Below are 20,915 nucleotides of genomic sequence, written 5' to 3'. Positions count from 1 at the left end.
AAAATAAAAACAAAAAAGGAAGCCGAGGCTTCCTTTTTTATGATCACAATAAATGTGATTAGTGAGAACAGCCGCAGCCACCCTTACCTTCGCCACCGCAACAACCTTCGTCATTACCGTGATCGTGGTCGCCGCCACAGCAATCATCGTCACCGTGATCACCACAACCGCCTTCACCACCACAACAACCGCCACCTTGGTGTAGGTGACCATGTTCAATTTCTTCTTCAGTTGCAGCGCGTACAGCAACAACTTCAACGTCAAAACCAAGTGTTTGACCAGCAAGCATGTGGTTACCATCAACAACAACTTCGTCGCCGTCAACTTCAGTTACTTCTACAGGGATTGGACCTTGATCAGTATCAGCTAGGAAACGCATACCAACAGTGATTTCATCAACACCTTGGAATACATTTGCAGGAACACGTTGAACCATTTCGTCCATGTGCTCGCCGTAAGCTTCTTCAGGAGCAACAGTGATTTCAAACTTATCGCCTGCCACGTGACCTTCAAGCGCTTTTTCCAGACCAGGAATAAGGTTGTTGTGACCGTGTAGGTAATCAAGAGGTACTTCAACTGTTGATTGATCGACAACGATACCTTCTTCAGTTTTCACTTGGTAAGCTAGGCTTACAACTGTGTCTTTAGCGACTTTCATGTTAACTCCAAAATTTAAGCTTGGGGTGATAGTTTTTGTTCCCATATCATACAGGATAATACCATTGAGATGCCATTATCACATTAGTCTGGTTTAAAAATCCCTATCACTTGTTGTTTGGTTGTCGAAGAAAGTTGTTCACTTTCTTTTACTGACTGTGGCAAACGTGTATCAAGGTGATGACATAGTGCACATTCAATGTGTTCAATGTCATGTTGCCGCCACCAGCGTAATGTATCTTGCGCTTGGCAATTCGGACACACTGCACCTGCAATAAATCGTTTCTTGATCATTAAATCATTCCTTGATTAATTCCAATCTTGGTGGCGTTGTTGCTCACCACGCATTTCACGATCAAAGATATCTTCTAGCTCTTTACGCGCTTCTTTTTGACGTGAAGCTAAATTGACATCTTCGCTATGCTGAGGCAGTAAATCACGTAATGCTTGGCTATCAATTTTACGAAAATGCGCCTGAGCACGATTCGCTTTATAAGGATGCATACCCAGAGATATGAGGGCTTGACGACCTAAATCAAGAGCACCTTCAAATGTTTCACGTGAAAAACATTCAACCCCATAACTTAATAACTGATGGGCTTCAACACGGCTACGCGCACGCGCCATTAATTTCAATCGAGGAAAGTGTTGTTGGCATAGTGCGACGACTTCCATCACCTCATTAGGATCATCAGTACAAATAATCAAGGCTTCAGCATTCTCAGCACCTGCAGAGCGTAATAAATCTAATTGAGTCGCATCGCCGTAATAGACCTTATAGCCAAATTTACGTAAAAATTGAATTTGGCTAGGGTCGCGTTCTAATACCGTCACGCGAATTTTATTAGCAAACAATAACCGTCCTACCACCTGCCCAAATCGACCAAACCCGGTAATAATAACTCGCGGTTGACGATCAATGACATCTGAGACCGGTTGCTCTGTATCTTCAGCTTGAAAGCTACGGCGATACCACTGTTTTTGTAGTTGTAAAATTAATGGCGTCGTCATCATAGATAAACTAACAACCACTAATAACAACGGTGCTAACTCACCACTTAATAATCCATCAGCTTTAGCTGCTGTAAATAACACAAAAGCAAATTCTCCACCTTGGCTTAAAATAACTGCCATCTGACTTCGTGATTTTTCACCAACGCCAAACATGCGTGCCAATAGATAAAGAATACCAGCCTTAAGGGTCACTAAGGCAATAACTGCCACAAGTATTTGTAACGGATATTGCAGTAACAACCCCAGATTAACCGCCATACCAACCGAGATGAAAAATAACCCCAGTAATAGTCCTTTAAACGGTTCAATAGCAATTTCAAGCTCATGCCGATATTCACTTTCAGCCAGTAATACACCCGCTAAAAACGCACCAAGCGCCATCGATAAACCAATCATCTGCATGATTAAAGCAATACCAATAACTAACAATAACGCGGCCACATTAAACAACTCACGCACACCACTCATCACCACATAACGAAATAACGGCCGTAACAGAAAATGCCCCGCCACTAAAAACAGCACAATACAACTCAACATCCAAATGCCATCAAGCCAACTGCCACCAGCATTACCTGCCAGCAATGGTAATAACGCTAACATTGGAATAACCGCGATATCTTGAAATAGCAGCACCGCGAACCCTGATTGACCGGTTTCACTACCACCTAGTTGTTGTTCATCAATGACCCTTAGCGCAATCGCCGTTGATGACAATGCCAACCCCATGCCGATAACAATCGCATCACGCCAGCTAAGTTCTGGAAAAAACCAGCGGCACCCAAGAGCTATAGTTGCAATAACCGCCGTCGAAAGCACAACTTGACTGCCACCGAGCCCTAAAATGGGTTTGCGCATTTGCCATAATTTTTTAGGGTTTAACTCTAATCCAATCAGAAACAGCAGTAATACCACCCCAAATTCAGAAAAGTGTAACATTGCATCCACATCAGAGATTAATCCCAAGCCCCATGGACCAATGCCAATCCCCGCAATGAGATACCCCAATACAGAACCAAGCCCTAACCGTTGCGCTAAAGGTACCGCAATAATTGCAGCCCCTAAGAAAATCACCATCACCACTAAAAAGTCATTATTCATGGCGAACTCCTGCGATTAACGGTAATTTCGGATCGTTTTGATGAGGATTAATTAACCATTGCCGATACCATTGTGCATATTGCTGGCGCTCCAATTCTGGAATTCGTCGAGCCCAATGCACCACTAACGGCGGTAACCACTGCATTCGACAAAGGTCAGCACACAATTCAAATGGCTTTAAAATATCGTCAATACTGCACCGGTTATAACCATCAGGACTGTAAGCTTCTGCAGCACCACCAGTGGTGATGACTGAACGCCAATATTTACCTGCCGTTGCTTTACCATCACCATGGGCAAACCCTTTAGTTAACACTCGATCAAGCCACTCTTTCAACAGAGATGGACAAGAGTACATATACAATGGATGTTGAAATATGATCACATCATTAGCCATTACCCGTGCCCGCTCAGCGACCTCATCTATAAAAAAATCAGGGTAAGTAGCATATAAGTCATGCACAGTAACATGAGGCAGTTGTTCAATTTCATTGAGTAATGTTTGATTCGCAACGGATTCTTGAGGATCGGGGTGAGCAAAGATAATTAATATTTTTAAATCGGTCATACTGTCCTTTGCACGTCGTTAGATGATCCAAGTAATACTTTGCTAGAGTATTACGGCGTCCAATTGTTAACCATCATACCTAATTGTTACTTAATATGATCATTTAGTTGGCTTTTCTATTTTATACAAACCAGCATCTCCCCCATGTAAGTACCGTGTTAACTCGGTGTCAGGTTAGCCACTGGTTCAAGTTTGGGTTAGACTCCTGAACATAATTCCAGTTTAATTTTGTGGAGCGGGCACGTCCCCGGCGCTATCGATGATTATCTTCTCAGACATCCAACTTCTACGTGGTGGTAAAGTTCTGCTTGAAAATGCCACAGCAACCATAAACCCTGGCGATAAAGTCGGTCTGGTAGGGAAAAACGGTTGTGGTAAATCAACCCTATTCGCATTACTCAAAAATGAACTCAGCTTAGATGGCGGTAATTGTCAGTTTCCAAGTAATTGGGAATTAGCGTGGGTAGCTCAGGAAACTCCTGCACTGGAGCGAGCGGCAATTGAATATGTTATTGATGGTGATCGCGAGTACCGCGAACTTGAACGTCAATTAATCGCAGCAGAATTGGCTGATAACGGCAATAAAGTTGCTGAACTGCATGGTAAAATTGATACCATCGGTGGTTATAGTATCAATGCGCGTGCTGCAGAATTATTAAATGGTCTCGGTTTTTCACAACACCAAATGCAATGGAACTTAACTCAGTTCTCTGGTGGTTGGCGCATGCGTTTAAACCTTGCCCAAGCCCTACTATGCCGTTCTGATCTGTTATTACTCGATGAACCAACCAACCACTTAGATCTTGATGCGGTAATGTGGCTTGAAAAATGGCTTCAAAGCTACCGTGGCACGCTAGTACTGATTTCTCATGACCGTGATTTCTTAGATCCTGTTATCAATCGTATTATTCACGTTGAAAACCAAACCATGAATAGTTACACCGGTAACTACTCATCGTTTGAAGTCCAACGTGCAGAAAAACTGGTATTGCAACAAGCGATGTTCCAAAAACAACAGAAGCAAATGACTCACATGCAGTCATATATCGAACGCTTCCGTTATAAAGCCAGTAAAGCACGTCAAGCGCAAAGTCGTATTAAAGCATTAGAACGGATGGAAAAAGTATTGCCTGCGCAACTTGATAATCCATTCAGTTTTGAGTTCCGCGAACCAAGCGCCCTACCAAACCCTATTCTAATGATGGATCATGTCGCTGCTGGTTATGACGATTTACTGATTCTAGAAAAGATCCGCTTAAATCTAGTTCCAGGCAGTCGTATTGGTTTGTTAGGTCGTAATGGTGCGGGTAAATCAACCTTAATAAAAATGCTAGCGGGAGACTTACCTGCCAAAGCCGGTGATATGGCGTTTTCACAAGGAGTTAAAATTGGTTACTTCGCTCAGCACCAATTAGAAACCTTATACCTTGATGATACGCCGGTTCAACACATGGCTCGCATTGCACCAAACTCAACCGAACAACAGTTACGTGATTACTTAGGTAGCTTTGGTTTTATTGGTGATAAAGCCCTTGAGAAAGTAGGTCCATTCTCTGGCGGTGAAAAAGCACGTTTGGTATTAGCGTTAATCGTATGGCAACGTCCAAACCTATTGTTACTCGATGAGCCAACTAACCACCTTGATTTAGATATGCGTCAAGCACTGACCTTCGCGTTGCAATCTTATGAAGGCGCAATGGTTATTGTTAGTCACGACCGTTACTTACTCCGAGCAACGACCGATGATTTATACTTAGTTCACGATCGCCAAGTAGTGCCTTTTGATGGTGATTTAAGTGATTACCACAAGTGGCTAAGTGAGCAGCAACGTAATGAGCGTCGTGAGCAGCAGGCTGCCAAACCGGATACAAATAAAGACAATAGTGCTGCATCACGTAAAGAACAAAAACGTTTAGATGCTGAATTCCGTAAACAAACCGCACCTATTCGCAAAGAGATCACTAAGCTTGAAAAGCAAATGGATAAGCTTAATGCGATCACCACCGCTGCAGAAACAGCATTAAGTGATAGCTCCATTTATGAGCCTGAAAATAAAGCGCAAATGAATGAACAGTTAAAGCTTCAAGGCGATGCTAAGTCGGATCTTGAAGACATTGAAGTAGCATGGATGGAGCTACAAGAACAATTAGAAGAAATGGAAAGCCAACTTAACGCTGAGTGATCATTGAACGCCGTAGTGATAGTTTTATTACTACGGCGTTTTTATTTGAATCAAGGACATCATATGCAGCCATTCACTGCCGCAAGTGGATTAAGTAATCCCCACCTACAAACCTTATTACCTCGCTTTATTCGTCGCCAGCCTCTTTTCACCCCGACGACTCAACGGCTTGAAATACCTGATGGTGATTTTATCGATCTCGCTTGGACAGAGCAGCCCAATCTCGCGAATCACCACCAACCATTAATGATTTTATTACATGGTTTAGAAGGCAGCTTTAACAGCCCTTATGCTAATGGCTTATTAATGGCAGCCAAGCAGCAAGGTTGGCTTGGGGTCATGATGCATTTTAGAGGGTGCAGCGGTGAATTGAATCGTCATCCACAAAGTTACCATTCTGGTGATATTAAAGATGTACACTTTTTCATTCACTGGCTACGTCAACAATTTCCACAGCGCCCATTTATGGCTGTTGGCGTCTCTCTTGGGGGTAATGTATTGATTAATTACTTAGCGACCTACCCTGATAATAGCGAACTAATTGCAGCTCAAGCAATATCACCACCATTGAACCTTGCTTCATGTTCTGATCGTATTCAACAAGGATTCTCACAAGTTTATCAACGCTACTTACTCACCTCTCTCAAACGTACCGTCGCTAAAAAAATTGACCGTCAACCTCACACAATGCCCATTAATCACCAACAACTGGCATCAATTCGTAGTGTGTGGCAATTTGACCAAGCGATAACAGCACCATTACATGGTTTCAAAAATGCGAATGACTACTATCAACGTTGCAGTGGCTTAAAACAATTAACGAACATTCGCAGTCCTTTACGTATTATTCACGCCAAAGACGATCCATTTATGAATAACGATGTTATTCCATCACAGCCTTTACCCTTCAATATTCGTTATGATTTATCCACTACAGGTGGTCATGTTGGTTTTATTTGTGGCAGCTTACTCAAACCCCAATTTTGGTTAGAGCACACAGTGCCAGAATGGTTTCAACACCAACTCAACTCGCATCAATCACAGCCACTTAAATAATTAATGGCTGACTTTCTTTATCGTGAATTTTAAGAATATACTGCAGTTATTATTTCATTAGTCATTTAAGAAGTTGTAATGATTATTCCTTGGCAAGACATCGCACCAGAAACATTAACCAACCTTATTGAGCAGTTTATTTTACGAGAAGGTACTGATTATGGCGAAGTAGAGATCAGCCTCAGCGATAAAGTGGCTTATGTTCGATGCCAACTACAATCAGGAGATGCGGTGATTGTATTCTCTGAATTACATGAATCAGTGGATATTAAGCTTCGCAATCAAATGTGATCAGCACGTTATTGTAGCGATGACCATTAAAACTTGCCTTCAGTTGCATTTTTATCACTTAATACCGACATTTTAGCAAACCTGTAGTAACATTTATGGTTATCCATTATTTGTTATTAAACCTGTGTTAATCACAACAACAAGGTGAGTTATGTCGGTAAAACATCCTATTATTGCAGTCACGGGTTCATCAGGTGCGGGGACGACCACTACCTCTGAAGCCTTTCGCAAGATGTTTAATATGATGGACATCAACGCTGCATGGCTAGAAGGTGATAGTTTTCATCGCTTCACTCGCCCTGAAATGGATTGTGAAATTCGTAAAGCTAAAGAGCAAGGTCGTCATATCAGCTATTTCGGCGCTGAAGCCAATGATTTTGAACAATTAGCCTACTTTTTCGAGCAATATGCTCATGACGGCAGTGGTAAGTTTCGCCGCTACTTACATACTTTTGATGAAGCAGTACCTTACAATCAAATGCCTGGTACTTTCACCCCTTGGCAACAGCTCGCTGAAAATACTGATGTGCTATTTTATGAAGGATTACATGGCGGTGTGGTTGATGGCGAAACTAATGTTGCTCAGCATGTTGATTTACTGATTGGTATGGTGCCTATTGTTAACCTAGAGTGGATTCAAAAGATTATTCGAGATACTCGAGATCGCGGTCATTCAAGAGAAGCTGTGATGGAATCAATTGTGCGCTCAATGGATGACTATCTTAATTACATCACTCCCCAATTTTCTCGCACCCATATTAATTTTCAGCGTGTTCCAACCGTTGATACATCCAATCCCGTTAGTGCCAAAGGTATTCCAAGTTTAGATGAAAGCTTTGTTGTGATCCGTTTTCGAGGCTTAAAGAATGTTGACTTTCCACATCTCCTAGCGATGATTCAAGGTTCCTTTATGTCACGTCACAACACTCTTGTCGTTCCTGGGGGAAAAATGAGTTTTGCGATGGAGCTGATTATGCGACCGTTGCTTGAACAACTTATTGAAAATGGGAAAATAGCATGAGTAAACACTACAACCAGCGATATTAATAAACGGTTACTAATATCAGCAACCGTCATCGTGGGCGAACTATGCCACAACAATTTCATAGCTGTGACTCATTTCAACACCCTGCCCCAGCATTAAACAAACTGAACAGTATTTTTCAAGCGAGTCAGCCACCACTTTGCTCACTAACTCACTACTTAAATCATGACCAGTAACAATAAAGTGTAAGTTTGCATGAGTGAAAATTCGTGGTGCTTGCTCACGACGCTCAGCAGAAAGATTTACTTCACAAGCCGTGATCTGCTGCTGTAAATCCTGTAAACCACTAACGACATCCACAGAACTACAACCTCCCGTAGCCATCAGTACCAACTCCATTGGGCTTGGGGCTTTTTCACCACCGTTACCATCTAAAACAACACTGTGACCTGAAGCTGATTGGCCAACAAAAGTCATGTTTTCTACCCATTTCACACGTGACTGCATTTTTATATCCTTTAGCTATATTATTTAAAAGTTGAGCTTATTTTTGTTGATAATTCCATCGATGTAAACGTTATTTATTTCGCCTAATGCTAATTGTGTTGCATATTTCTATTGCTAGAATTAGAGAGTAAAACCACTTTGAAACAGCGCTTTTGGTAACTAAGTCACAACGATGTGATCATGTGCACACTTATCTCTCATAAATGAGCGGGTCATCGAGATCAATATCAAGAAAAAGCCCCAAAAAAAGGATACACTCTAAACCAGTTTAAGTTAGCTCGCAGCCCATCAGCTGAGTGAATAAACCCTGCCAACACACAGTTTTGTCGAGTTATCTTTACAGAACATATTGTTGGGCAACATATGCAGAGGAAGTTAGTAATATGGTTCCAGGTAAACCGCAAACAGATCCAACTTTAGAGTGGTTTCTTTCCCATTGTCACATTCACAAATATCCATCAAAGAGCACGTTAATTCACGCAGGTGAAAAAGCAGAAACTTTGTACTACATCGTGAAGGGTTCTGTTGCTGTATTAATCAAGGATGAAGAAGGTAAGGAAATGATTCTTTCTTACCTAAACCAGGGCGACTTTATTGGTGAACTCGGCTTGTTCGAAGAAGACCAAGAACGTACAGCTTGGGTTCGCGCAAAAAGCCCTTGTGAAGTTGCAGAAATTTCATTTAAAAAATTCCGTCAATTAATTCAAGTTAACCCAGATATTCTAATGCGTTTATCTGCTCAAATGGCATGTCGTCTACAAGTGACAAGTCAAAAAGTTGGTGATCTTGCATTCCTTGATGTTACAGGTCGTATTGCACAGACATTATTGAATCTTGCAAAACAACCGGATGCAATGACACACCCTGATGGCATGCAAATTAAGATCACTCGTCAAGAAATTGGTCAGATCGTAGGTTGTTCTCGTGAAACAGTCGGCCGTATTCTTAAAATGCTAGAAGAGCAAAATCTTATTTCTGCTCATGGTAAAACTATTGTGGTTTACGGCACACGCTAATTATTATAGCGATACCGTGATCACCGATGAAACCGCAGCTTATACCTGCGGTTTTTTTTTTCTCTGCATTTCCAAAATTACCTCCATAAAACAATCATTGGCAGCGTCAGTATTACTGTTAAAATTTAATTTGTAATAACACCCATTTGTGTTACATTTTGCTCACAAACGGATATTAAATCAATGATGGCCAATATGGATATTGAACGCTTTTCTGCGAATAGTTTCACCACGGTACCTGGCGTATTAACCACTCAACCCACGACGATTGAAATGACAGGGTTTAGTGATAGCCGCTGTTATCTCGAACAACAAACAGGGTTACGTCGCTGCCCTGCAGATGAATCAGGTGTTTGGGCTTCACCATTAGATAACTAGCCTTATGACAGTGCTTATATGCTAAGCACTGTATTATGTTAATTTGCCTATCGACGGTCTTTACGGCAAATACAACGGCACATCGAAATATACTAGCGATCCGTACTTTCAAATATTTTATTTGCAGAATCAACAACAAACCCTTCATATAATTCGCCATTCGCTTGAGGATAGCGTTTAGCAAATTCATAAAAACCACCTGGGATATTATGAATGCCATCACGAAAGCTGACTCCAACCTTGTCAGCCATAGTTGCTGATTGCTCTAACATAACCTCGGCATTGCCTTTTATCTCACCACCTGCTTGATTAATGACAAATTGATTATGACGCAATAAATGATTGACCTCTTCAAGGTTAGCAAACTGCTCTAACTGATTAATATTGACCGTAAAATGATTCGCACCAAAACCATGGGCCGCAACCCATGCCGCATATTCACTTTCTGCGGCTAAGAACTGGTAGGTTGCAAAATCAAGTTGCCACGGACGCCCTCTATAAACAAAATCAGACTGATGAAAATAATCATCACCCACCTGATCAAGCAATGCCCGTATTGCACGCTGCAATTCAGCGGAGCACCCAGCTAGTTGTAATTCGCTAATAAAGACCTTTGGTAATAAAGGATTGGCATGGATAAATGATTCGGCATACAGTTTTTTAGCACTAAAATGATATTTTGCCTGCGGTTGGTATCCTAAAGCAATAAATGGCGCAGCAAGCACTGCTAATCCACACTTAGGTATTCCAAAACTGCGCAATGCAATATGATCATTGAGTAACGTCGTGTCCTCAGTTAACAACTGCTGTATCTGTACCGCGGAGGGGCATAATCGTTGACTATAATCGTGCCATAAACCATCAAAAAGTTGTGTTATAGATTCCATAATCAGCCTGCTTATTGAAAGCATTATTACTTACTAAACCTTAGTTCAAGCTCACTCCTGGCGCTAATTGGGACGGTAATTGTAATTGTTCCCCTTCAACTGATGCCATTGGATAGGCACAATAATCCGCTGCATAATAAGCACTTGGACGCAAGTTACCTGAAGCACCTGGGCCACCAAAAGGCGCATCGCCACTCGCCCCCGTTAATGGTCGATTTCGATTTACAATCCCTGCACGAATATGATCAATAAAATACTGCCATTGCTGCTCATCGGTTGAAATTAATCCTGCAGCTAAGCCATAGCGCGTTTGATTAGCACTTACCACCGCTTGAGTAAAATCAGTATAACGACAGACCTGCAATAACGGCCCAAAATATTCTTCATCTGCAAGCTCACTGATCGCACTAACATCGATAATCGCCGGTGTTACAATTGCACCGTGCCCACGGGTTGCCGTTAATAAAGCAATTCCACCAGCGGCAAATAATTGCTGCTGATGTGCCATAATTTGATCCGCTGCAACGGAAGAAATTAATGGTCCCATAAACGGTGCCGGTATTGCTAATGGATCACCGACCTGCAATTGTGAAGCAACAACAACTAACCGCGCTAATATTGCATCGCCAGCTTTTCCAGTAGCGATATATAACCGCCGAGCACACGTACAACGCTGCCCTGCACTTAAAAAAGCGGATTGAATAATGGCATATACTGCCGCCTCAATGTCGCCATACTCTTGACCTACTACCAATGGATTATTGCCTCCCATCTCCAAGGCCAACATGGTTTGCGGCTGCCCTGCAAATTGTTGGTGCAGTAAATGTCCGGTGTATGCACTTCCTGTAAATAATACGCCTGCGACTCCTGTTGCCATCGATAATGCGGCTCCTGTTGCACGCCCACCTTGCACTAAATTTAGAACACCATCAGTAATACCGGCTTGCTGCCACAACTCACACATTCGCTGAGCGGTATTAGGCGTCAGCTCTGAGGGCTTAAATACCACGGTATTACCCGCTAATAGCGCTGGAATAATATGGCCATTCGGTAAATGTGCGGGAAAGTTATATGGCCCAAAGACTGCCATTACGCCCAACGGGCGATGGCGCACAATCATCGTTGTATCGGCCTGTTGACGCTGACGAGTGCCCGTTCGTTCATGATAAGCTTGGGTTGATAACTCGACCTTAGCAATCATAGCTGCAACTTCAGTAGTACTTTCCCACAGTGGCTTACCTGTTTCTGACGCAATAATCTGTGCCAATTGAGATTGATGCTTATGCAGTAATTGAGCAAAGCGTTCAATAACGGCTAAGCGCTCACTAAAGGCCGTGTTACGCCAACTTAAAAACGCTGTATTTGCCACAGCAACCGCATTCTCAACCTGCTCTTCACTCGCCGCATTACCCTGCCAAACTACATCGCCGTTGTAAGGATTACAGGATTGAAATTGCTCACCGTCACCCGTTAACCAATGATTATTTATCCATATACTCATTCGTCTCTCCTTTTATGGTTGAGCTATTAATCTTACCTCATCACCCATTCCAACATTTAGTGCAGCAGCAACCTCAACCGTCATCAGTGCTTGTCCTTGTGCATTAATGGCAATAGCGGCAGCTACGGCTCGAAAGCCCGCTAATTGCCCATTTGAAATAAGGTAATGTTGATGGCTACTATGTTCGCCAATATCCACTTGATACCGCTGCGAATGGCGCACAGTTTCAATATTACGAACGTCACATTCAACACTAGGGCCGGCATCAAAAATATCGACATAACCACGACAACAAAATCCTTCTTGCTCTAATAGCTGTAATGCAGGGCGAGTGTTTTCATGCACCTGTCCAATCACAGCTTGCGCTTCTTTACTTAGCAAGTTGACGTAAATGGGCAATTTAGGCATTAAATCGGCAATAAAACCTTTGCGGCCAATACCCGTTAGATAATCAGCATAAGTAAAATCAATCGAAAAGAAATGCTCTTTAAGCCATTGCCAAAAAGGAGAGTTACCCAGCTCATCCGAGACGCCGCGCATTTCAGCAAAGGCCACCTCGGCAAATCGCTGCCGATGATCAGCCATCAACAAAAAACGTGATTTCGATAACAAGCGGCCGTTAATACCTTGACGCCATTCTGGTAATAAAAATAAGCTACACAGCTCAGTCTCACCTGTATATTGGCTTCCCAAAGTTAACACCTTAACGGTGTTATGGACGCCTAATTGACGCGAAGCATGGGTCACTGTACTTAAATGGTAATTATAGAAAGGCACATCAAGCCCAACCGTTGCTTCAATTGCTGTTGTACCAACAACTTGATCGGTGTCGCTATCAACTGCAACCAACAAATAACTTTCTTGATTTGGTGAAGTAACGGTGGCATTAAAACTGGTTTGAGAATGTTGAATACGGTGACGAAGCAAATCTTCATTGATAGGTAATGATGTAAAACCATGACCAGAGGCTTCTGCACATTGCATCAGTGCAGGATAATCAGCGGCAGTAATAGGACGAATAATGAGCATGGCATTCCCTCCTAATGTAGACAATGACTCCTGCCATTGCCTCGCTCAAAATTAGCATCAGAATGGGGCTATTGATGTTAACTAAGCCCCCGCAATTATAATTTAATCACAATTAAGAATCTGCGTTATATAGCGAAGCAATTGCCGCCTCTAAGCGTTGCATTCCTTCATCGATATCGGTTTTATCAATGACAAGTGAAGGCGTAAAGCGTACTACATCCGCTCCTGCCACCAACACCATAACCCCTTCTTTACCTGCAGCAACTAAGATATCTCGTGCTCGTCCTTGCCACTGTGGGCATAAGACAGCCCCAAGTAATAACCCTTTTCCTCGAATATCACTAAAAATAGGATAGCGGTGGTTAATTTGTTGTAATCCCTCACGAAACCACTGCTCACGCTGTTTTACTCCAGCGAGGACTGCTGGCTGACTAATGGTATCAATCACCGCCTCAGCAACGGCACACGCAAGAGGATTACCACCATAAGTTGAGCCATGGGTACCCACTTTAAGATGAGCAGCAAGTGCCGTCGTTGTTAGCATGGCAGCAACAGGGAAGCCGCCACCTAATGATTTTGCAGTGGTCAAAATATCTGGGGTAACACCAAGACCTTGGTAAGCAAACAAGTCTCCTGTACGGCCATTACCCGTTTGCACTTCATCAAAGATCAACAGCGCATGGTGTTTATCACACAGCTCACGTACTCCTTGCACGAACTCAATCGTTGGGCTAATGACCCCACCCTCACCTTGTAAAGGCTCCATCATCACAGCACAGGTTTTATCTGACATTAATTCAGTAATTGCCGCTAAATCATTATAAGGAATATGGGTAACTGCTTGGGGTTTAGGACCAAAACCATCGGAATAAGTACTTTGACCACCGACAGTCACTGTAAAAAAGGTACGTCCATGAAAACCGTGATGAAAGGCAATAATTTGATCTTTATCGGCACTAAAATTATCGACCGCATAACGACGGGCTAACTTTAATGCGGCTTCATTTGCTTCCGCGCCAGAGTTAGCGAAAAAGACTTTATCAGCAAAAGTGAGTTGGGTCAGTGTGTCAGCTAAGCGCAACGCGGGCTCATTGGTCATCACATTACTTAAATGCCACAATTTTTGTGCTTGCTCTGTTAATGCTTCCACCAGCACCGGATGGCAATGGCCTAAACAACTGACCGCAATCCCCCCCGCGAAATCAATATATTCCCGTTGCTGTTGATCCCATAAGCGCGAGCCTTGTCCACGAACGGGAATAATATCCATCGGCGCATAGCAAGGTACCATGACCTCATTAAACAATGAACGTTGCAGCTTCTCTTCTGTTGCCATCACACTATCCTTCTGTGCTGTATGCCGTATTATTAATAGTATTTACATTTTATTAACTTTTTGCCAAGCAAGTTAATGCTTTTTATTTCAGCAAAAGTGTTAATAAATGAATACACTAGCAATAGTTATGCATTATTTACGGAAGATTATTAACCACTATCATTGACCAACACTCTTTCCTCTAAGGAAATAATTCTTATCAAATGCATAAAATTGCATTTCAACAAAAACGAAACGACTCAAATAACGAAGATAAGCAGTAATAACAACAGAAAAGCGTACTTACTCACGCCGTAATAAGTACGTTAGAAAAGCAGTAACAGAGGAATTAGCGTTGCAGAAAATTAGCCAGCAGTTGATGGCCTTGTTCGGTCAAAATGCTTTCTGGATGAAACTGCACCCCTTCAAGTGCCAGCGTTTTATGTCGAATACCCATAATTTCATCAAATTCACCGTCTAATTCTGTCCAAGCGGTGATCTCAAAACAATCAGGTAATGTTGCCACTTTAACGACCAAGGAATGGTAACGCGTCACCGTTAGAGGATTATTCAGCCCCTTAAACACACCACAATCAGTATGATAAATAGGTGATGTTTTACCATGCATAACCTGGCGAGCCCGTACTACATCGCCGCCAAATACTTGCGCAAGTGATTGGTGTCCAAGACACACACCGAGAATCGGTAATTTACCTGCGAAATATTCAATGGCTTGCAAAGATATACCCGCTTCATTAGGCGTACAGGGGCCAGGAGAAATGACTAAATGCGTGGGTGCTAAAGCCTCAATTGCCGCAATATCAATTTCATCATTACGCACCACAACCACTTCAGCGCCTAATTCACAAAAGTATTGATAGAGGTTGTAAGTAAATGAATCGTAGTTATCAATAAGTAACAACATACTACAACTAAGCTCTTATTCTTTACTGTCGACGACAGTAATTAACTTGCGATAAAAAAGCAGAGCCTAAGCCCTGCTTTTATTGTCATTATTATTGCTAGCATTTATGGGCGAGCAACAAAACCTACTGCATGATATGCTTTTTTCAATACTTCAGCAGCGCGTGCTGATGCTTTATCCGCACCGGCTTTCATCACGCTATCAAGATAAGCACGATCATCACGGATACGATGATATTCAGCCTGCACAGGCTCTAGCATTGCAACTAATGCCTCACCAACGTCTTTCTTAAACGGACCATACATATCAACGCCAGCATACTGCGCTTCAATTTCAGCGAAAGTCTTACCCGTTGCGCCAGAATACAAACCCATTAGATTTGAAATACCCGCTTTTTGCTCAATATCATGTGCAATACGTGGTGGCATTTCTGCATCGGTTTGTGCTTTATTAATTTTCTTGAGAATTGACTTAGGATCTTCAAGCAACGTAATAACGTTCTTACGGTTATCATCTGACTTCGACATTTTCTTAGTCGCATCTTGTAAGCTCATTACACGCGCACCTACCGTTGGAATATACGGTTCAGGTACTTGGAAAATAGGACTTTCAACGCTGCCATAGAGATTATTAAAGCGAGTTGCGATATCACGTGCTAGCTCTAAATGTTGTTTCTGATCACTACCCACAGGCACTTGATGGGCGCCATACAATAAAATATCGGCAGCCATCAGTACTGGGTAACCAAATAAACCCGCATTAACATCATTAGCGTGACGCGCTGATTTATCTTTAAACTGAGTCATACGACTTAGCTCACCCATTTGGGTATAGCAATTTAATAACCAGCCCAACTGTGCATGCTCAGGTACGTGAGATTGTACGAACAAAGTGCTTTTCTTTGGATCAACACCAACGGCTAAGCAAATCGCAAGAGCATCGAGAGTTGCTTCATGAAGTGCTTTTGGATCTTGGCGTACAGTAATGGCATGTAAATCAACCACGCAGTACTGACAATCATAATCATCCTGCATCTGTTCCCACTGACGCAGCGCACCAAGGTAGTTGCCGATACTCAATTCACCAGAAGGCTGTACGCCACTTAATACAATGGGTTTACTCATGATCAGGCTGTCCTGTTAATATCTGTAATTGTATTGACGAAAGGTACTAATAACGTGGTTATCAGTACCTAATGTTATTGGTTTTTAGTGTACACCGTAATGTACTAGCAGCCTAGTTTAACCACATCAAGTAATTGCTTGAAGTGATCACAGACAACATCTGGCTGACTATCACTGATCGGTTGACCATAGTTATAACCATAAGTCAGCCCAAGCGAGCGACAACTAGCAGCTTGCGCCGCTAAAATATCGTTACGCGAATCCCCCACCATCAGCAATTCAGTGGCTGCAACATGGTGTTTTTCCATCAACCAATGTAATGCGTAAGGATCAGGTTTTTTCAATGGAAAAGTATCACCGCCAATCACATCAACAAAATAAGCACTCAAACCATGTTCTTCAAGCAAATGAGGCACAAATTGTGATGGCTTATTCGTCACCACCGCCATCAAAACACCCGCTTGATGTAAATGAGCTAATGTCGTTTTCACATCCGCATATAGCGCACTTTTTTGGTGACCGCCTGCGGCATAATAGTGATCAAATAACTCACGAGCTTGGCGCTGTAATTGTGGGTCAAGATTAGGATCAATATCGATACTACGGCTTAATGCGCGACCAATTAAAATATCAGCCCCGTTACCAATCCAAGTTGTCACCTGTTCAACCGTCACACCTTCACGGCCAAGATGACGCATAGTCAAATCAGCCGCATCGGCTAAATCAGGTACGCTATCTAACAATGTACCGTCTAAATCAAACGCTATAAATTTAATATTTTCAATCATGTTTTCAGAAACCATTAACGCTTAGCCTCAGCTAACTGTGCACGCATATTATCAATCGCAATTTTATAATCAGGTTCATTAAAAATAGCAGAGCCCGCAACAAACATATCCGCACCTGCTGCTGCGATTTCCGCAATATTATTAACGTTAACACCACCATCCACTTCTAAACGAATATCTCGCCCTGAAGCATCAATACGCTGACGTACTTGACGTAATTTATCTAACGTACTTGGAATAAATGATTGACCACCAAAACCAGGATTTACAGACATGATCAAAATCATATCCACTTTATCCATAATGTAATCAAGGTGGTGTAATGGTGTTGCTGGATTAAATACCACCCCAGCTTGGCAACCATGTTCTTTGATCAGTTGCAAACTACGGTCAAGGTGGTCAGTCGCTTCAACATGAACAGTGATCATGCTAGCGCCAGCTTTGGCAAAATCAGGAATAATACGATCAACAGGTTTTACCATTAAATGAACATCAATCGGCGCGGTAATACCATAATCGCGCAATGCTTGACAGATAGGCGCACCAAACGTCAGGTTAGGGACAAAGTGATTATCCATAACATCAAAATGTACCACATCAGCACCAGCGGCCAATACGTTTGCTACATCTTCACCTAAGCGGGCAAAATCAGCAGACAAAATAGATGGAGCGATCAAAAAGTCCTTCATGGTTAGCCTCTTTACACTAGCGATAAAAACACAGGCTCGGCGTACCAAGCTCATAAATTGCAGTCAGTCTACCCGATCCCCTAGGTGTTGTCTTAATGGATTTATTTATTACTGTAGTTAGCAATAATTATCAGTGTTACTACCAACATAGGCACTACAATCTAGCTAGCATTTAAATAAAACACTCACAGGAAAGCCGATGAATAAACACAGTAAAGCGGTGTGGCAAATAATAAAGAGTGTCTTAGCAGCATTGTTTGGCGTGCAATCACAACAACAGCACCAACAAGACTTTCAACATTCAAGTCCATGGCTATTTATTGTCATCGGAGGGATTGTTATCGTGCTGTTAGTGATCATATTGATTGCTATCACGCATCAAGCAATAGCAATCTAAAATCAGGAGGAATTATTCGTTATCAGTGGCAAGTGGCGTGTTAAATAACGCTAATAGCTCATCAACCTTATTGCGCCCGCCGCCATTGCGACTAATCGTGCGCTTAACCCTTACTACGGATAAATCAGCACCGGTATATAAACGACGAGTTAACGGTGTATCGTGATTAGAAATCAATACTGCGATATCGCGTTCAGTCGCGGCTTTCTCTGCGATATTAGCTAAGGTCGCTTGATCATCCAAACTAAAACCATTACCAGAGTAAGAGGTAAAATTAGCGGTGGTTGATAATGGCGCATACGGTGGATCACAATAAATCACACTGCCTTTACGCGCCCGTGAAAATGTCTGGCTGTACCCTTCACAAATAAACGTCGCACGTTTAGCTTTTTCTGAAAAATAATACATTTCAGCTTCAGGAAAATACGGTTTTTTGTAAGAGCCAAAAGGAACGTTAAACCCGCCCTTTTTGTTATAACGGCATAAGCCATTAAAGCCATGACGATTTAGATAGAGAAAATAAATCGAACGCTGATAAGGATCAGTACTGTTATTAAAGTCTTCTCTAATACTTAAATATGCTGCTTTAGTATTATATTCAGGCGTAAATAATCGGCGTACATCTTCAATGTATCGCTCAGGCTCTTGCTTAATAATATTATATAAATTAATCAGATCTGGGTTGATATCCGCCAGCAAATAATGCTCGTAATCAGTATTTAAAAACACAGATCCGGCACCGACAAAAGGCTCAACCAATTTACGCGCAGGCGGTAGGTGTCGTTTAATATCCTCGACCAGAGAATACTTACCTCCAGCCCACTTCAGGAATGCACGATGCTTTTTCATTAAGCTGACCCACCACCACTTACAAGAATGTCACGAAAGGTCGCGGATTGTACCTCATTTACACCCTGTGCTGATACCAATTCACATAAATAACTACCATTTATGGCTTTATTTTAAGCGATCCATTTCTTGCGAGATCTTACGATAAGATTTTAACCACGGTTTTAGCTGTTGTAACGAAGCAGATAATTGATTTTTTGCAGTGCGTGCCTGAGTGGCTGTGGCGTAATTTCCGGTCACAACAATAAACCATGACTGCTGATTACGCTCTGTTTGGTAAATCATTGCATCAGTTACATTATGGGTAGTGATAAACTCAGCAGCAGCGGCGAGACTTTGGGTTGCAGCCAGTTGTAACGCATAATGCGTTGGCTTCACTGTGGACAATTGTTGCTTATCTGCGGCTAATTTAAGCGACCAATCTAACCTAAAAACCGGTGCAGACATAATACTAGCGGAAGCTGTAGATGGGACTTTACCGACTTCTGTTGCTGCGATGGCTGGCGTTTTAGTTGTATCTGTAGCTTCAGTAGCTTCAGTAGCTTCAGTAGCTTCAGTAGCTTCAGTAGCTTCAGTAGCTTCAGTAGCTTCAGTAGCTTCAGTAGCTTCAGTAGCTTCAGTAGCTTCAGTAGCTTCAGTAGCTTCAGTAGTGACAGCATGCCCTTTTAGCGCATGATCATCAATAATCGCATCAATTTGCTGATCCGAGATAACAATTCGTTCTTGACCTTTAATGTCATCTTGACGTCCCACAGTTAATCCTTGTGGATTAACGTTAACTTGTGGTGGTAAGGGTTCTTTATCAATGGTTACTGCTGTTGTTGCCGCTGAAGGTAAAGACGTCGTTGCCGTTATAGCCGCAGCTGAAGGCTCATTACTTGTCTGCGCTGTCATAAAGAGATAACCGCCAGCAATTAAAACAATGATCACGCCACCAATCACAATCGGTAATAATGGTTTGTTGTTAATATTTGAGTTCATGGTTATTCCTTCTGCTTGCGGAAGATTATGTAATACACCTGGACGAGGCAGTGCCATTAATAGGCGCTGCTTTAACGAACGCCGACAAGGAGCATCTAATCCATCTGTCGCCATTAGCATATCACTAAATAGCATCACTTCTTGCTGACTAAAATCATCAATATCAAGTTCAACCGGAGTGATACTCGAGCCATGTGCAACATGAGCTAAGGTTTGATTTAACTCTCCCTGATTTGCAAATAGCACAATATTCAGTTGTAGCTCAGCATGCTGATTTGCATATTGTGCCAATGCCCACAATTCAGCAATTAAGACTGGACTCAGAAAATGAGCATCATCAATCACCACCATTAATTTATAATGTTGGTTCGCTAATAAATGCTCAACACTCTGACATAAAGAGTCATGTTCGTTAAACATAGCGTGATTAACAAATTGCTGGAGCAGTAAAGTACGGTGTTGAATATCAGTTTGTCCACGCTGACACATCAATAATACTTGATGGCAATCAGTGGCATAGTCTTCAAGAAAAGCATGTGCAAGCCAAGTTTTACCTGAGCCTTGTGCACCAGAAAGGTGAATGAGGTGAGAGCTAAACCGAGTAATGAACTGTACTCGAGTCAGCAACTGGATCTGGCTTTCCAGATCCAGACTTTTTCGTTTTGTCATGCGAAT

The 20,915-nt window shown here is 42.2% G+C and carries 22 protein-coding genes; 7 read left to right on the top strand and 15 right to left on the bottom strand.

Going from position 1 to position 20,915, the window contains the following annotated elements; all coding sequences use genetic code 11:
* Positions 1-58: 58 nt before the first annotated feature.
* The 4 genes from slyD to kefG form a co-directional block, all read right to left on the bottom strand.
* The gene (gene slyD / locus VXS03_RS11725; protein ID WP_045028976.1) at positions 59-658 is read right to left on the bottom strand and encodes a peptidylprolyl isomerase; all 600 of its coding nucleotides are present in this window, start codon (positions 656-658) and stop codon (positions 59-61) included.
* Between the two features lie 83 nt (positions 659-741).
* Entirely contained in the window at positions 742-951 is a 210-nt protein-coding gene (locus VXS03_RS11720; RefSeq protein ID WP_327763903.1) for a YheV family putative zinc ribbon protein, read from the bottom strand.
* Between the two features lie 15 nt (positions 952-966).
* Positions 967-2,772, bottom strand: coding sequence for a glutathione-regulated potassium-efflux system protein KefB (gene kefB / locus VXS03_RS11715; protein ID WP_327763902.1), 1,806 nt, complete (start codon positions 2,770-2,772; stop codon positions 967-969).
* Positions 2,765-3,340: a glutathione-regulated potassium-efflux system ancillary protein KefG gene (gene kefG / locus VXS03_RS11710; RefSeq protein ID WP_327763901.1), complete on the bottom strand. Its 576-nt coding sequence runs from the start codon at positions 3,338-3,340 to the stop codon at positions 2,765-2,767. Before kefG ends, kefB begins: the two co-directional genes overlap by 8 nt.
* Positions 3,341-3,599: 259 nt before the next feature.
* Here kefG and VXS03_RS11705 point away from each other — a divergent pair, with 259 nt between their 5' ends.
* The 4 genes from VXS03_RS11705 to VXS03_RS11690 all read left to right on the top strand — a co-directional run bounded on the left by VXS03_RS11705 (position 3,600) and on the right by VXS03_RS11690 (position 7,890).
* Positions 3,600-5,522 (top strand): ABC transporter ATP-binding protein, encoded by a 1,923-nt coding sequence (locus VXS03_RS11705; RefSeq protein ID WP_327763900.1) that lies wholly within the window; start codon positions 3,600-3,602, stop codon positions 5,520-5,522.
* A 63-nt stretch (positions 5,523-5,585) separates the two neighbouring features.
* Positions 5,586-6,578, top strand: coding sequence for a hydrolase (locus tag VXS03_RS11700; RefSeq protein ID WP_327763899.1), 993 nt, complete (start codon positions 5,586-5,588; stop codon positions 6,576-6,578).
* Between the two features lie 78 nt (positions 6,579-6,656).
* Positions 6,657-6,869, top strand: coding sequence for a YheU family protein (locus VXS03_RS11695; RefSeq protein WP_327763897.1), 213 nt, complete (start codon positions 6,657-6,659; stop codon positions 6,867-6,869).
* A gap of 151 nt (positions 6,870-7,020) precedes the next feature.
* A complete protein-coding gene (locus VXS03_RS11690) occupies positions 7,021-7,890 on the top strand; it encodes a phosphoribulokinase (protein WP_327763896.1) in 870 nt (289 codons plus the stop codon).
* A 66-nt stretch (positions 7,891-7,956) separates the two neighbouring features.
* On the opposite strand, the gene VXS03_RS11685 is transcribed toward VXS03_RS11690, so the two are convergent.
* Entirely contained in the window at positions 7,957-8,361 is a 405-nt protein-coding gene (locus VXS03_RS11685; RefSeq protein ID WP_327763895.1) for an OsmC family protein, read from the bottom strand.
* A gap of 383 nt (positions 8,362-8,744) precedes the next feature.
* On the opposite strand from VXS03_RS11685, the gene crp reads away from it, so the two are divergent.
* The gene (crp, locus tag VXS03_RS11680) at positions 8,745-9,377 is read left to right on the top strand and encodes a cAMP-activated global transcriptional regulator CRP (RefSeq protein WP_036789513.1); all 633 of its coding nucleotides are present in this window, start codon (positions 8,745-8,747) and stop codon (positions 9,375-9,377) included.
* Positions 9,378-9,560: 183 nt separating this feature from the next.
* Positions 9,561-9,755 carry a hypothetical protein gene (locus VXS03_RS11675; protein WP_327763894.1) on the top strand — a complete coding sequence of 65 codons (195 nt, stop codon included), beginning with the start codon at positions 9,561-9,563 and terminating at the stop codon, positions 9,753-9,755.
* A gap of 92 nt (positions 9,756-9,847) precedes the next feature.
* Here VXS03_RS11675 and VXS03_RS11670 read toward each other — a convergent pair whose 3' ends face one another.
* The 8 genes from VXS03_RS11670 to rpe form a co-directional block, all read right to left on the bottom strand.
* Positions 9,848-10,642, bottom strand: coding sequence for a DUF1338 domain-containing protein (locus tag VXS03_RS11670; protein ID WP_327763893.1), 795 nt, complete (start codon positions 10,640-10,642; stop codon positions 9,848-9,850).
* A 40-nt stretch (positions 10,643-10,682) separates the two neighbouring features.
* Positions 10,683-12,143, bottom strand: a complete 1,461-nt coding sequence (gene astD / locus VXS03_RS11665; protein ID WP_327763891.1) for a succinylglutamate-semialdehyde dehydrogenase — start codon at positions 12,141-12,143, stop codon at positions 10,683-10,685.
* Between the two features lie 12 nt (positions 12,144-12,155).
* Positions 12,156-13,172 (bottom strand): arginine N-succinyltransferase, encoded by a 1,017-nt coding sequence (gene astA, locus VXS03_RS11660; protein ID WP_327763890.1) that lies wholly within the window; start codon positions 13,170-13,172, stop codon positions 12,156-12,158.
* Between the two features lie 112 nt (positions 13,173-13,284).
* On the bottom strand, positions 13,285-14,508 hold the full coding sequence (locus tag VXS03_RS11655; protein ID WP_327763889.1) for an aspartate aminotransferase family protein: 1,224 nt from the start codon (positions 14,506-14,508) through the stop codon (positions 13,285-13,287).
* Positions 14,509-14,836: 328 nt separating this feature from the next.
* Complete coding sequence (locus VXS03_RS11650; protein ID WP_327763888.1) at positions 14,837-15,412, bottom strand: aminodeoxychorismate/anthranilate synthase component II; 576 nt, start codon at positions 15,410-15,412, stop codon at positions 14,837-14,839.
* Between the two features lie 104 nt (positions 15,413-15,516).
* Complete coding sequence (gene trpS, locus VXS03_RS11645) at positions 15,517-16,536, bottom strand: tryptophan--tRNA ligase (protein WP_327763886.1); 1,020 nt, start codon at positions 16,534-16,536, stop codon at positions 15,517-15,519.
* 104 nt (positions 16,537-16,640) lie between these two features.
* Complete coding sequence (locus VXS03_RS11640; RefSeq protein WP_327763885.1) at positions 16,641-17,324, bottom strand: phosphoglycolate phosphatase; 684 nt, start codon at positions 17,322-17,324, stop codon at positions 16,641-16,643.
* A 14-nt stretch (positions 17,325-17,338) separates the two neighbouring features.
* Positions 17,339-18,013 carry a ribulose-phosphate 3-epimerase gene (gene rpe / locus VXS03_RS11635; RefSeq protein WP_080158744.1) on the bottom strand — a complete coding sequence of 225 codons (675 nt, stop codon included), beginning with the start codon at positions 18,011-18,013 and terminating at the stop codon, positions 17,339-17,341.
* Positions 18,014-18,212: 199 nt separating this feature from the next.
* On the opposite strand from rpe, the gene VXS03_RS11630 reads away from it, so the two are divergent.
* Positions 18,213-18,410 (top strand): DUF2970 domain-containing protein, encoded by a 198-nt coding sequence (locus VXS03_RS11630; RefSeq protein WP_327763884.1) that lies wholly within the window; start codon positions 18,213-18,215, stop codon positions 18,408-18,410.
* Positions 18,411-18,422: 12 nt separating this feature from the next.
* Here VXS03_RS11630 and dam read toward each other — a convergent pair whose 3' ends face one another.
* A complete protein-coding gene (gene dam / locus VXS03_RS11625) occupies positions 18,423-19,259 on the bottom strand; it encodes an adenine-specific DNA-methyltransferase (protein ID WP_327763883.1) in 837 nt (278 codons plus the stop codon).
* A 108-nt stretch (positions 19,260-19,367) separates the two neighbouring features.
* Complete coding sequence (locus tag VXS03_RS11620) at positions 19,368-20,909, bottom strand: AAA family ATPase (protein WP_327763882.1); 1,542 nt, start codon at positions 20,907-20,909, stop codon at positions 19,368-19,370.
* Positions 20,910-20,915: the final 6 nt, after the last annotated feature.

It is taken from the genome of Photobacterium sp. S4TG1 (genome assembly GCF_036040035.1).
GTDB lineage: Bacteria > Pseudomonadota > Gammaproteobacteria > Enterobacterales > Vibrionaceae > Photobacterium.
Note: the sequence above shows the minus strand (reverse complement) of the source record. Positions and strands in the feature narration are given on the sequence as shown.